The 13,659-nt window shown below is 60.9% G+C and carries 8 protein-coding genes; 1 reads left to right on the top strand and 7 read right to left on the bottom strand.

All coding sequences use genetic code 11. The features are described from left to right. Positions 1 to 265: 265 nt before the first annotated feature. Positions 266 to 1,168: a LysR family transcriptional regulator gene (locus tag ACXRVY_RS02425; RefSeq protein WP_223457749.1), complete on the bottom strand. Its 903-nt coding sequence runs from the start codon at positions 1,166 to 1,168 to the stop codon at positions 266 to 268. 73 nt (positions 1,169 to 1,241) lie between these two features. Between ACXRVY_RS02425 and ACXRVY_RS02430 the strand changes: the two genes are divergently transcribed. After that, on the top strand, positions 1,242 to 2,561 hold the full coding sequence (locus ACXRVY_RS02430; protein WP_263289574.1) for an MFS transporter: 1,320 nt from the start codon (positions 1,242 to 1,244) through the stop codon (positions 2,559 to 2,561). A 153-nt stretch (positions 2,562 to 2,714) separates the two neighbouring features. Here the strand turns inward: ACXRVY_RS02430 and hemE are convergent, their stop codons facing one another. The 6 genes from hemE to aroK form a co-directional block, all read right to left on the bottom strand. Next, positions 2,715 to 3,782 (bottom strand): uroporphyrinogen decarboxylase, encoded by a 1,068-nt coding sequence (gene hemE / locus ACXRVY_RS02435; RefSeq protein ID WP_223457753.1) that lies wholly within the window; start codon positions 3,780 to 3,782, stop codon positions 2,715 to 2,717. Positions 3,783 to 4,036: 254 nt separating this feature from the next. Next, positions 4,037 to 5,455 carry an FAD-dependent oxidoreductase gene (locus ACXRVY_RS02440; RefSeq protein ID WP_223457755.1) on the bottom strand — a complete coding sequence of 473 codons (1,419 nt, stop codon included), beginning with the start codon at positions 5,453 to 5,455 and terminating at the stop codon, positions 4,037 to 4,039. Between the two features lie 32 nt (positions 5,456 to 5,487). Beyond that, positions 5,488 to 9,933 carry a glutamate synthase large subunit gene (gltB, locus tag ACXRVY_RS02445; RefSeq protein ID WP_223457756.1) on the bottom strand — a complete coding sequence of 1,482 codons (4,446 nt, stop codon included), beginning with the start codon at positions 9,931 to 9,933 and terminating at the stop codon, positions 5,488 to 5,490. A gap of 349 nt (positions 9,934 to 10,282) precedes the next feature. Further along, entirely contained in the window at positions 10,283 to 11,878 is a 1,596-nt protein-coding gene (locus ACXRVY_RS02450) for an AAA family ATPase (RefSeq protein ID WP_223457757.1), read from the bottom strand. Between the two features lie 10 nt (positions 11,879 to 11,888). Further along, positions 11,889 to 12,989 (bottom strand): 3-dehydroquinate synthase, encoded by a 1,101-nt coding sequence (gene aroB, locus ACXRVY_RS02455; RefSeq protein ID WP_223457759.1) that lies wholly within the window; start codon positions 12,987 to 12,989, stop codon positions 11,889 to 11,891. 150 nt (positions 12,990 to 13,139) lie between these two features. Then, complete coding sequence (gene aroK, locus ACXRVY_RS02460; protein WP_015093141.1) at positions 13,140 to 13,658, bottom strand: shikimate kinase AroK; 519 nt, start codon at positions 13,656 to 13,658, stop codon at positions 13,140 to 13,142. Between the last annotated feature and the right edge of the window lies 1 nt (position 13,659).

The following is a 13,659-nucleotide window of genomic DNA, read 5'->3' on the forward strand; positions in this document are numbered from 1 at the left end:
AGCCGGCGGATTCTGGAGTAGTTGCAGGCAACGTCGCAAGGCGCTGTAGCCTTTGCGAAGGATTTCGGAAATGTCCTACGGCGGGTGGTGAAGCTTCCGGCAGGGTTGGTACATTCTCGCCCCAGACAGCTGGTCTTTTTGGTGTTCTCTCGGACGCCATCGCGAGCAAGCTCGCTCCCACAGGGTCCAGCGCTGTGAACACAATGCTCGCCACACCACCCACCCACTGTGGGAGCGAGCTTGCTCGCGATTGACTGCGCAGCAGTCACGCCTGCAACGGCTCAACCTTCCTCGTCAGCAGTTCGACAAACGCCCTCGCCATCGCCGACTTCTGATCCTTTCGCTGCACCAGCCACACCGCCGACACCGCCGCCGGATCGAGCAGCGAGCGGTAGACCACACCGTCGATGCGCATCCGCTGATAAGACGCCGGCAGCACCGATACACCAAGACCTGCGGCCACAAGCCCGATGATGGTCATCGCCTCTCCGGCCTCCTGGGCAAAGTGCGGGCTGAAGCCGGAGTCCCGGGCCAGGCTGAGCAGCTGCGCATACAGGCCACTACCGTAGCTGCGCGGAAAAAACACAAAGGGCTCAAGCGCCAGGGCTGACAGGAACAAGCCTTCCTCGCTGCCCTCGACCAACGGGTGCTTGGAGCTAAGCACCGCGACCAGCGGCTCGCGCATCAGCTCGACCACGCTGAGGCAGTCCGGCAACCCGAGTGGGCGCATGATGCCGACTTCGATCGACTCGTCCACCAGCGCATCGGCCACCTGGGTGCTGCTCATTTCCCGCAGGTTCAGGTGCACCGCCGGGAAGCGCTGGCGGAAAGAGAAAATCGCCTGGGGAATGGTCGAGTTGAACGGGGCCGACGAGGTGAAGCCGATTTTCAGCTCACCCAACTCGCCCAGTTGCGCCCGTCGCGCGACATCCGCCGCTTTGTCGACCTGCGCCAGCACCAGCCGTGCCTCTTGCAGAAACAGCCGACCGGCCTCGCTCAGCTCGACCCGACGATTGGTACGTTCGAACAGCCGTGCGCCGACTTCCTGTTCCAGCGCCTGAATTTGCTGGCTCAGCGGTGGCTGGGAGATGCCCAGTACCTGTGCGGCGCGGCCGAAGTGCAGTTCTTCGGCGACGGCGATGAAGTAGCGCAGGTGACGCAATTCCATGAAAACCCCATTAGGTCGTAAAAGCTATCAAACAGGTCGAACAATATATTGGATTGAATCATTAGCCAGCTATATGATTTTTTCATTGCCTGACCGGCTGCGCCCTCCGAGGTCCAACGTGAAAACTGCTGTCGCCCCACTCGCCCATGAAGTTCCTCCCGCAGCAGCGGACGCTATCGCCGCTGAGCGGGCGGAGATCTACATCGAAAAAGGCACGCCGGCGTTCATGCGCACGGTGCTGGCGTTGTTCTGCGGCGGCTTCGCGACCTTCGCCCTGCTCTACTGCGTGCAGCCGATGATGCCGCTGCTGTCCCACGAGTATTCCATCAACGCGGCGCAGAGCAGCCTGATCCTGTCTATCGCCACCGGTATGCTTGCCATCGGCCTGCTGATCACTGGCCCGATTTCCGACCGTATCGGGCGTAAACCAGTGATGGTGGCCGCACTGTTCGCCGCTGCGCTGTGCACCATGGCCAGTGCAATGATGCCGAGCTGGCACGGTGTGCTGCTGATGCGGGCGTTGATTGGATTGTCGTTGAGCGGTCTGGCCGCGGTTGCGATGACTTACCTGAGCGAAGAGATCCACCCACAGCACATCGGCCTCGCCATGGGCTTGTACATCGGTGGCAACGCGATTGGCGGGATGAGCGGACGCTTGATCACCGGGGTTTTGATCGACTTCGTCAGCTGGCACACGGCGATGCTGGTGATCGGTGGCCTGGCGCTGATCGCCGCGGCGGTGTTCTGGAAAATCCTCCCGGAATCGCGCAACTTCCGCGCCCGCTCGCTTCACCCGCGCAGCCTGCTCGACGGTTTCACCATGCACTTTCGCGACGCCGGCCTGCCCCTGCTGTTTCTTGAAGCCTTTGTGTTGATGGGCGCGTTCGTCACGCTGTTCAACTACATCGGCTATCGCCTGCTGGCCGCGCCGTACCACATGGAACAGGCCTTTGTCGGCTTGCTGTCGGTGGTGTACCTGTCGGGCATCTACAGCTCAGCGAAAATCGGCTCGCTGGCCGACAAACTCGGTCGCCGCAAAATGCTCTGGAGTACCATCGCGCTGATGATCGGTGGTCTCGCCTTGACGATGTTCACGCCGCTGCCGCTGGTGATCATTGGCATGCTGATCTTTACCTTCGGCTTCTTTGGCGCCCACTCGGTGGCCAGCAGCTGGATCGGCCGCCGCGCCACCACGGCCAAGGGGCAGGCATCGTCGCTGTACCTGTTCAGCTATTACGCCGGTGGGAGCATCGCCGGAACGGCAGGCGGCGTGTTCTGGCACCTGGGCGGCTGGAACGGGATCGGGTTGTTCATTGGCACGCTGCTGGTGATTGCGCTGCTGGTCGCGTTGAAGCTGGCGAAGTTGCCGTTGTTGAGTGATGCAAAGACCTGAGATAGCCTTTTTCTGCCAGCCACAAACCACTGTGGGAGCGAGCCTGCTCGCGATTGCGGAGTGTCAGCCAATACATTTTGCTGACTGATCCACCACTATCGCGAGCAGGCTCGCTCCCACATTTTGTACTGGGCGTTTTTTATCGGGCAGCGATCACTCGTGATATTGCGCCGACAATTCATGCACGGCACGCAGGAATGCACCAGCATGTTCCGGATCGACTTCAGGCGTAATGCCATGACCGAGGTTGAACACGTGGCCGCTGCCCTTGCCGTAGCTGGCCAGAATGCGCCCGACTTCAGCGCGAATCGCTTCCGGCTTGGCGTAGAGCACGGTCGGATCCATGTTGCCTTGCAGCGCGACCTTGTCGCCAACACGGGCACGGGCGTTGCCTATGTCGCAGGTCCAATCCAGACCCAACGCATCGGCGCCAGCCTCGGCAATGCTCTCCAGCCACAGGCCGCCATTCTTGGTGAACAGGATCACCGGCACCTTGCGACCTTCGTGCTCGCGGATCAGGCCGCTGACGATTTTGCGCATGTAGGCCAGGGAGAATTCCTGATACGCCGCAGCGGACAGGTTGCCGCCCCATGTGTCGAAGATCTGCACCGCTTGTGCACCGGCCATGATCTGGCCGTTGAGGTAGCCGGTGACCGACTGCGCGAGTTTATCCAGCAGCAGGTGCATGGCTTGCGGGTTGTCGTAGAGCATGGCCTTGGTCTTGCGGAAGTCTTTCGACGAGCCGCCTTCGACCATGTAGGTCGCCAGGGTCCATGGGCTACCGGAGAAACCGATCAACGGTACGCGGCCATTCAGTTCGCGGCGGATGGTGCTGACCGCGTCCATCACATAGCCCAGGTCTTTCTGTGGGTCAGGAATCGGCAGGGATTCGATGTCGGCCAGGGTGCTGACGACTTTCCTGAAGCGCGGACCTTCACCGGTTTCGAAGTACAGGCCCTGGCCCATGGCATCGGGGATGGTCAGGATGTCGGAAAAGAGGATCGCCGCATCCAGCTGTGGATAACGGTCGAGCGGCTGCATCGTGACTTCGCAAGCGAACGCCGGGTTCATGCACAGGCTCATGAAATCGCCGGCCTTGGCGCGGCTGGCGCGGTATTCAGGCAGGTAGCGACCGGCCTGACGCATCATCCACACGGGGGTGACGTCTACGGGTTGCTTGAGCAGGGCGCGCAGGAAACGGTCGTTCTTCAGGGCAGTCATGTCGGCATCCGGAAAAAAAGTGAGGGCATTTTCTCAGAGCCGGGCGCAAAAGGCACGGCAAGAGCGGAGGCTTTTGTCTTTCGGGTCAATTTGTCGCAATGAAATACAGAGTTTAGCAACACCGCGAAACAACTGTGGGAGCGAGCTTGCTCGCGATGGCGGCGTCACATTCAACATTTCTGTCGACTGGTCCACCGCTATCGCGAGCAAGCTCGCTCCCACAGGGGGTATTGCATTTGGCTCTGGATCGGGGGTTACACGCCCAGATAATCCAGGATCCCTTCCGCCGCATTGCGGCCTTCGAAGATCGCCGTTACCACCAGGTCGGAACCGCGCACCATGTCGCCACCGGCGAAGATTTTCGGGTTGCTGGTCTGGTGCTTGTACTGACCTTGTTCCGGCGCCACCACGCGGCCCTGGCTGTCGGTCTGGATCTCGAACTGTTCGAACCACGGCGCCGGGCTCGGGCGGAAACCGAAGGCGATGACCACGGCGTCGGCCGGGATGATCTCTTCGGAGCCCGGGATTGGCTCGGGGCTGCGACGGCCACGGGCGTCCGGTTCGCCGAGACGGGTCTCGACCACCTTCACACCTTCGACCTTGTCTTCACCAACGATGGCGATCGGCTGGCGGTTGTAGAGGAATTTCACGCCTTCTTCCTTGGCGTTCTTCACCTCTTTGCGCGAGCCCGGCATGTTCGCTTCGTCACGACGATAGGCACAGGTCACTGCCTTGGCGCCCTGGCGGATCGACGTACGGTTGCAGTCCATCGCCGTATCGCCACCGCCCAGCACCACAACCTTCTTGCCTTTCATGTCGACGAAGTCTTCCGGCGACTTTTCAAAGCCCAGGTTGCGGTTGACGTTGGCGATCAGGAAGTCCAGTGCGTCATGCACGCCCGGCAGGTCTTCCCCGGCAAAGCCGCCCTTCATGTAGGTGTAGGTGCCCATGCCCATGAAGACCGCATCGTATTCTTCGAGCAGTTGCTCCATGGTCACGTCCGTGCCTACCTCGGTGTTGAGGCGGAACTCGATACCCATGTCGGTGAAGACTTCGCGACGATTGCTCAGCACGGTCTTTTCCAGCTTGAACTCGGGGATGCCGAAGGTCAGCAGACCGCCGATTTCCGGGTTCTTGTCGAACACCACCGGGGTCACGCCGCCGCGCACCAGCACGTCGGCACAGCCCAGGCCTGCAGGCCCGGCACCGATGATCGCGACACGCTTGCCGGTCGGCTTGACCTTGGACATGTCCGGGCGCCAGCCCATGGCGAACGCGGTGTCGGTGATGTACTTCTCCACCGAACCGATGGTCACCGCGCCGAAACCGTCGTTGAGGGTGCAGGCACCCTCGCACAGACGATCCTGCGGGCACACCCGGCCGCAGACTTCCGGCAGGGTGTTGGTCTGGTGCGACAGCTCGGCGGCCTGGAGGATGTTGCCCTCGGCCACCAGCTTCAGCCAGTTGGGAATGAAGTTGTGCACCGGGCACTTCCACTCGCAATACGGGTTACCGCAACCCAGGCAGCGGTGGGCCTGGTCGGCCGACTGCTGGGGTTTGAAGGGTTCGTAGATTTCCACGAACTCTTTCTTGCGTTGACGCAACAGTTTCTTCTTCGGATCCTTGCGCCCGACCTCGATGAACTGGAAGTCATTATTCAGACGTTCAGCCATTTTAAAACCTCATCAAACTCTTCAGGCGCATATCACTGCGGATTGGCACGGGTGCTGGAAAGCAACGATTTCAGGTTGGCAGCCTTGGGCTTGACCAGCCAGAAACGGCGCAAGTAGTCATCGAGGTTTTCGGCGAGTTCACGACCCCACTCGCTATCTGTTTCCTCGACGTACTCGTTCAGCACGTTTTGCAGGTGGCTGCGGTAGGCTTCCATCGCCTCGCCGCTGATCCGCTGGATTTCCACCAGTTCGTGGTTGACCCGGTCAACGAAGCTGTTGTCCTGGTCGAGCACGTAGGCGAAACCGCCGGTCATGCCAGAGCCGAAGTTGTAACCGGTCTTGCCCAATACGCAGACGAAACCACCAGTCATGTACTCGCAGCAGTGATCGCCAGTGCCTTCCACCACAGTGTGGGCACCAGAGTTACGCACGGCAAAACGCTCGCCCGCGGTGCCGGCAGCGAACAGCTTGCCGCCAGTAGCACCGTACAGGCAGGTGTTGCCGATAATGGCACTGTCCTGGGTGCGGTAGACGCTGCCCTTGGGCGGAACGATCACCAGCTTGCCGCCGGTCATGCCCTTGCCGACGTAGTCGTTGGCGTCGCCTTCCAGGTACATGTTCAGGCCGCCAGCGTTCCACACGCCGAAACTTTGCCCGGCCGTGCCTTTGAAGCGGAACGTGATCGGCGCGTTGGCCATGCCCTGGTTGCCGTGCTTGCGCGCGATTTCGCCAGAGATGCGCGCACCGATGGAACGGTCGCAGTTGCAGATTTCCAGGTCGAACTCGGCACCGCTCAGGTCATTGATCGCCGAGGTGGCCATGGTGACCATTTTCTCGGCCAGCAGGCCCTTGTCGAACGGCGGGTTGCGTTCCACACCGCAGAACTGCGGTTTGTCCGCCGGCACGTGGTCGCTGCCCAGCAACGGAGTCAGGTCCAGGTGATGTTGCTTGGCGGTCTGTCCTTCGAGGACTTCCAGCAGATCGGTACGGCCGATCAGCTCTTCGAGGGAGCGCACGCCCAGCTTGGCCAGCCACTCACGGGTCTCGGTGGCGACGTAGGTGAAGAAATTCACCACCATGTCGACGGTACCGATGTAGTGATCCTTGCGCAGCTTCTCGTTCTGGGTCGCAACGCCGGTGGCGCAGTTGTTCAGGTGGCAGATGCGCAGGTATTTGCAGCCCAGAGCGATCATTGGCGCGGTGCCGAAGCCGAAGCTTTCAGCGCCGAGGATTGCCGCCTTGATCACGTCAAGGCCGGTTTTCAGGCCGCCGTCGGTCTGCACCCGGACTTTGCCGCGCAGGTCGTTGCCGCGCAGGGTCTGGTGGGTTTCGGCCAGGCCGAGTTCCCACGGAGCGCCCGCGTATTTGATCGAGGTCAGCGGCGATGCACCGGTGCCGCCGTCGTAGCCGGAGATGGTGATCAAGTCCGCATAGGCCTTGGCCACACCGGCAGCGATGGTGCCGACGCCCGCTTCTGCTACCAGCTTCACCGAGACCAGCGCCTGCGGGTTGACCTGTTTCAGGTCGAAAATCAGCTGCGACAAGTCTTCGATCGAATAGATGTCGTGGTGCGGCGGCGGCGAAATCAGGGTCACGCCCGGCACTGCATAACGCAGCTTGGCGATCAGACCGTTGACCTTGCCGCCTGGCAGTTGACCACCTTCGCCAGGCTTGGCGCCCTGGGCGACCTTGATCTGCAGCACTTCAGCGTTGACCAGGTACTCCGGGGTCACACCGAAACGGCCGGTGGCGACCTGCTTGATTTTCGAGCTCTTGATAGTGCCGTAGCGCGCCGGGTCTTCGCCGCCTTCGCCGGAGTTGGAACGCGCACCGAGGCGGTTCATGGCTTCGGCCAGGGCTTCGTGAGCTTCCGGCGACAGGGCGCCCAGGGAGATACCGGCGGAGTCGAAGCGCTTGAGCACCGATTCCAGCGGTTCGATTTCGCTCATATCCAACGGCGTGTCGAGGGTTTTGACTTTCAGCAGGTCGCGGATCATCGACACCGGGCGGTTGTCCACCAGCGACGTGTATTCCTTGAACTTGCTGTAGTCACCCTGCTGCACGGCGGCCTGCAGGGTGTTGACCACGTCCGGGTTGTACGCGTGATATTCGCCACCGTGGACGAACTTCAGCAAACCACCCTGCTGGATTGGCTTGCGCGGGCTCCAGGCTTCTGTGGCCAGGGCCTTCTGCTCAGCTTCGATGTCGACGAAACGCGCACCCTTGATGCGACTCGGTACGCCTCGGAAGCTCAGGCTGCAGACTTCCTCGGACAGGCCGATGGCCTCGAACAACTGCGCACCGCGGTACGAAGTGATGGTCGAGATGCCCATCTTCGACAGGATCTTGAGCAGCCCCTTGGTGATGCCTTTACGGTAGTTCTTGAACACCTCGTAGAGGTCGCCCAGCACTTCACCGGTACGGATCAGGTCGCCCAGCACTTCGTAAGCCAGGAACGGATAAACGGCGGAGGCGCCGAAACCGATCAACACGGCGAAGTGATGCGGATCGCGAGCGGTCGCGGTTTCCACCAGGATGTTGGAGTCGCAGCGCAGGCCTTTTTCGGTCAGGCGGTGGTGCACCGCGCCGGTCGCCAGGGATGCGTGGATCGGCAATTTGCCTGGAGCGATGTGACGGTCACTCAGTACGACCTGAGTGCGACCGGAGCGCACGGCTTCTTCAGCCTGATCGGCAACATTGCGGATTGCCGCTTCGAGACCGACGCTTTCGTCGTAGTTGAGATCGATGATCGCGCGCTCGAAGCCCGGACGATCGAGGTTCATCAGCGAGCGCCACTTGGCCGGGGAAATGACCGGCGAGCTGAGAATCACGCGCGAAGCGTGTTCCGGCGACTCCTGGAAAATGTTGCGCTCGGCACCGAGGCAGATTTCCAGCGACATGACGATGGCTTCACGCAGCGGGTCGATCGGCGGGTTGGTGACCTGCGCGAACTGCTGGCGGAAATAGTCGTACGGCGTGCGCACGCGCTGGGACAGCACGGCCATCGGCGTATCGTCGCCCATCGAGCCCACGGCTTCGTAGCCCTGTTCGCCGAGCGGACGCAGCACCTGGTCGCGCTCTTCGAACGTGATCTGGTACATCTTCATGTATTGCTTGAGCTGATCGACGTCGTAGAACGCTGAACCGTGGTCATTGTCTTCCATGGTCGCCTGGATGCGCAGGGCATTCTTGCGCAGCCATTGCTTGTACGGATGACGGGACTTGAGGCGGTTGTCGATGGCGTCGGTGTCGAGGATCTGACCGGTTTCGGTGTCCACGGCAAAGATCTGGCCAGGTCCCACACGGCCCTTGGCGATCACGTCTTCAGGCTGGTAGTTCCAGACACCGATTTCCGAGGCCAGAGTGATGAAGCCGTTCTTGGTGGTGACCCAACGCGCCGGACGCAGACCGTTACGGTCGAGCAGGCACACCGCGTAACGACCGTCGGTCATTACCACGCCGGCCGGGCCGTCCCACGGTTCCATGTGCATCGAGTTGTATTCGTAGAACGCACGCAGATCCGGGTCCATGGTCTCGACGTTCTGCCACGCCGGCGGAATGATCATCCGCACGCCACGGAACAGGTCGATGCCACCGGTGACCATCAGCTCCAGCATGTTGTCCATGCTCGAAGAGTCGGAACCCACGCGGTTGACCAGCGGGCCGAGTTCTTCCAGGTCCATCAGATCGTTGGTGAACTTGGTGCGACGGGCCACGGCCCAGTTGCGGTTGCCGGTGATGGTGTTGATCTCGCCGTTGTGCGCCAGGAAGCGGAACGGTTGGGCCAGCGGCCATTTCGGCAGGGTGTTGGTGGAGAAGCGCTGGTGGAACACGCAAATCGAGGTTTGCAGGCGCTCATCGCTCAGGTCCGGATAGAAGGCGGTCAAGTCCGCCGGCATCATCAGGCCTTTGTAAATGATGGTCTTGTGCGAAAAGCTGCAGACGTAGTGGTCGGTGTCAGCGGCGTTGGCCACAGACGAGCGACGACGGGAGGTGAACAGTTTGACGGCCATGTCCTGATCGCTCAGGCCTTCACCGCCGATGAACACTTGCTCGATCTGCGGCAGGCGCTCAAGGGCCAGGCGGCCGAGGACACTGGTGTCGATCGGCACTTTGCGCCAGCCGACGAGTTGCAGGCCGGCGGCAAGGATCTCGCGGTTCATGTTCTCGCGAGCGGCTTCGGCTTTGACCGGGTCCTGGTTGAAGAAAACCATGCCCACAGCGTATTGCTTGGGCATTTCGACGCCGAAGGTTTCCTGGGCGATGGCTCGCAGGAACACGTCCGGCTTTTGAATCAGCAGACCGCAACCGTCACCGGTCTTGCCGTCGGCATTAATCCCACCGCGGTGGGTCATGCAGGTCAGGGCCTCGATGGCCGTTTGCAAAAGGGTATGACTGGGCTCGCCCTGCATATGGGCTATCAGGCCGAAACCGCAGTTATCCTTGAATTCATCTGGTTGGTACAGACCTGCTTTCATAGACACTTTCTCACCAGGCTGCTTCTCGCGAAGCAAATTTCTTTTCAATTCAACCACTTGCCATCCACGCCGAACGTACGCCAGCTTTGCGGGGACAAAAGGGAGGTCATTGTACACACCGACACTTAGCCTCACAAATTTGACGACGAAATGCCGCAAATCTATGTCGCATTTGTGAAAGGTTTAAAGCGATCTGCTGTGCTAGTCAAAACTTTTTTTAATTTTGACCGCAACGACTCAAAGACTACTGTGACGCAGACACCACAAGGCACGCAGCCCGGAAGGCGGCGCGCGCTTGTAGAAATTTTGAGGTGCTTGGAGAGGCGGCCTGGGTAAGGCCGCCGAATCTTCAGCGAGTTGTTGCCAGTTCCTGTTGGACGCTGGCGACAGTGCGAGGCCAAGGTTTACCAGCCTGAACCTTCGCTGGCAAGGCCTTGATGGCGGAAACAGCTGCATCACGATTGGCGAAGTTGCCGTAGGTGATCACGTAAAGCGGCTTGCCGTTGAGGACTTTCTTGAAGTAACGGTACTCGCCGCCCTGCTCCTTGACGAAGCTTTGCGCGCTCGCTTCAGAGCTGGTGCCAAGGATTTGCACCACGTAGTTGCCCGGTGCTTGCCCTGCGTACCAGGTGCCGCCAGCAGCCTTGGCCGCCGGAGTCGGAGCCGGTTTCTCGGCAGGCTTGGCCGCAGCAGCAACGGCTGGCTTGGCTGGGGCTGGAGCAGGTTTGGCCACTGGAGCAGGCGCTGGCTTGGCGGTGGCGACCTGAGTCGGCGCAGGGGTCGGCTTGGCCGCTGGCGTCGGCGCAGGACCGGCAGGAACACCCACAGGCGGTGCGGTTGTGGTGACGGTCGGCGGTGTGGCGCTGGAACCTTCAACCGGCACGCCGTCGTCGCCCTCGGTAATGCCACCCGCGGCTTCAGCCAGCGGACCGCGCATGACCGGTTGCGAGTTACCGACCAACGGCAACGGCATCGGCTGCGTATTACCGGCGAATTCGACGGCCGGAGCACCGCCATTCGCTGTTGGCTGACCCTGGCCAAGCGGCAGTTGCGCCTGTTCGTTGGCCGGTGCACCCGTGGTCGGTGCCTTGTTGCGACCCGGCATCAGCCAGGCGGCAGCTACCGCGACCACGACCACGGCGGAAATCGCCAATACGTGTTTCTTCGGCATATTGAACCCCATTTTTGGACGCTTGACCGCTGAGCGGCTGGCGATCATGGCTTCGATCATTGCATCGCGGGCGACCTGATTGATGCTGCCAGGCCAACCTTCGGAGCTTTCGTGAATATCAGAGATCTGATCTGCGGTGAAAAGTTCGATACCGCGACCAGCGCCTTCAAGCCGCTGCTCCAGATATTCGCGGGTTTCTTCCTCGGTGTAGGGTTGCAACTCGATGACATGGAAACGCTCTTCCTCGAGATGCAAAGCCTCAAGCTGAGCAATCAGCGAAGTTTCACCGAACAGGAACACATGCGGGCGGCCTTCAGGCGCGCCGGCAGCCAGGGTCATCAGCGCCTCAAGGGCGGACTCGTCGAGTTGTTCGGCGTCATCGACCAGCAGATAGACTTCCTGCCCGGTCAGTGCAAGCTGCACCACCTGGGCCAGAATAGCGTCGGCATCAGCCTGGGCAACGTTCAGCGCYTGGGCCACCTGACGCAACACCCCGGCCGCATCGCCGGCGCCGCGGGCGGACACCACCAGACTTTGTACCGATTGCTTGTTGGTGCTGGCAACCAGGGCCTGACGCAACAGGGTCTTGCCACTGCCCTCGGGACCGGTGACCACCAGCAGCAACTGGCTGTAACGCGCCAGGTGATGCAGTTGTCCCAGCACGGGCTTGCGCTGGGCCGGGAAAAATTTGAAGCCAGGCACCCGAGGAGCAAAAGGGTCATGACTCAACTGGTAATGGCCGAGGAAAGCCTCGTCGGCATGCAAACTAGTCATCGTGTTCTTATTAACCTTTAAGCTGGGCCAGGGCGCGGTAGTCTGCCCCCAGCGTGGCCTGTAGAACCTCTTTCGGATAATCGTCGGTCACCACCGCTTCACCCATGCGGCGCAGCAGCACCAGGCGCAAACGACCGTCGATCACTTTTTTATCAATGGACATGTGTTCGAGAAAATCGGCTTCTGTCATCTCTTCTGGCGGAATGACCGGCAGACCCGCACGCTGGAACAGACGAATGCCGCGATCACGCTCCTGCTCGCTGATCCAGCCCAGTCGCCTGGACATTTCCAGCGCCATTACGGTGCCAGCAGCCACAGCTTCACCATGTAGCCACACACCATAGCCCATGTGGGTTTCGATCGCGTGGCCAAAAGTGTGGCCCAGGTTCAAGGTGGCACGAACACCGGTCTCTTTCTCATCGGCGCCGACCACCGCCGCCTTGGCCGCGCAGGAGCGCTCGATGGCATAAGTCAGGGCTTGTTGATCCAGATTGCGCAGGCGGTCGACGTTGTCTTCAAGCCAGGTCAGGAAAGGCTCATCACAGATCAGCCCGTACTTGATGACTTCGGCCAATCCGGCGGACAGCTCGCGCGCCGGCAGGGTATTGAGGCTGGCAGTATCGATCAGCACCACGTTGGGCTGGTAGAAGGCGCCGACCATATTCTTGCCCAGCGGATGGTTGATCCCGGTCTTGCCGCCCACCGAAGAGTCGACCTGAGACAGCAGCGTGGTCGGAACCTGAATGAAATCGACGCCGCGCTGGTAGCAGGCGGCGGCAAAGCCGGCCATGTCACCGATCACACCGCCACCGAGGGCGATCACTGTGGTGCGGCGGTCATGCCGGGCAGTCAGCAGGCCGTCGAAAATAAGTTGCAGGGTTTCCCAGGTCTTGAAGGCTTCGCCGTCGGGCAGCACCACGGAAATCACCGAGAACTGCGCCAGGCTGCGGGTCAGACGCTCGAGATAGAGCGGCGCAACAGTCTCGTTGGTGATGATCGCTACTTGCCGTCCGCGAATATGCGGGGCCAGCAGCTCGGGCTGATCCAACAAACCTTCGCCAATATGAATCGGGTAGCTGCGCTCGCCTAGATCGACCTTGAGTGTCTGCATGTGTCCCCACAGTGAAGATGAATCAGGCATCCTGCCCTGAGTTTACGAATATCCACGGCCTCTGCTGGTGTGACGCCGTTCGGTAGCCATCCGCCACAACCTTGAGCGGTCATGGCGCGACGTCGAGGATAGCGCATTTCGCGCGGCGCTTTAACGGGGTGGCAGCTGCTGCAAGCGCTCTAGAATGTCGAGTACGACCATTCGTGGCGGTCGCTCATCGGTTTCGACCACCAGGTCGGCAATTTCCCGATAAAGCGGATCGCGGATCGCCAACAGATCCCGAAGGGTCTTGGCCGGATCGGCAGTACGCAACAGTGGCCGATTGCGGTCGCGGGCCGTGCGACCGACCTGCTGCTCGACCGACGCATGCAGATAAACCACTCGCCCACCGGCATGCAGTGCCCGGCGATTGGCTTCGCGCATGACCGCGCCCCCGCCTGTCGCCAGCACCACACCGTCGTAATCGCACAGCTCGGCAATCATTGCCTGCTCGCGATCACGAAAGCCCGGTTCGCCTTCTTTATCGAAGATCCAAGGGATATTGGCGCCCGTGCGCAATTCAATTTCCTTATCGGAATCTTTGAATGGCAGGCGCAGCTCTTTGGCCAGCAACCGGCCGATGGTGCTTTTTCCAGCACCCATCGGTCCAACAAGAATCAAATTTCGCACA

Source organism: Pseudomonas sp. P5_A2_2 (genome assembly GCF_054177685.1).

What these genes read in the sequence shown, in the direction of transcription:
- ACXRVY_RS02425 (WP_223457749.1), bottom strand. Translation starts at nt 1,168, where the DNA reads ATGGAATTGCGTCACCTGCGCTACTTCATCGCCGTCGCCGAAGAACTG.
- ACXRVY_RS02440 (WP_223457755.1), bottom strand. Translation starts at nt 5,455, where the DNA reads ATGGCTGAACGTCTGAATAATGACTTCCAGTTCATCGAGGTCGGGCGC.
- ACXRVY_RS02430 (WP_263289574.1), top strand. Translation starts at nt 1,242, where the DNA reads ATGATTTTTTCATTGCCTGACCGGCTGCGCCCTCCGAGGTCCAACGTG.
- gltB (WP_223457756.1), bottom strand. Translation starts at nt 9,933, where the DNA reads ATGAAAGCAGGTCTGTACCAACCAGATGAATTCAAGGATAACTGCGGT.
- hemE (WP_223457753.1), bottom strand. Translation starts at nt 3,782, where the DNA reads ATGACTGCCCTGAAGAACGACCGTTTCCTGCGCGCCCTGCTCAAGCAA.
- aroB (WP_223457759.1), bottom strand. Translation starts at nt 12,989, where the DNA reads ATGCAGACACTCAAGGTCGATCTAGGCGAGCGCAGCTACCCGATTCAT.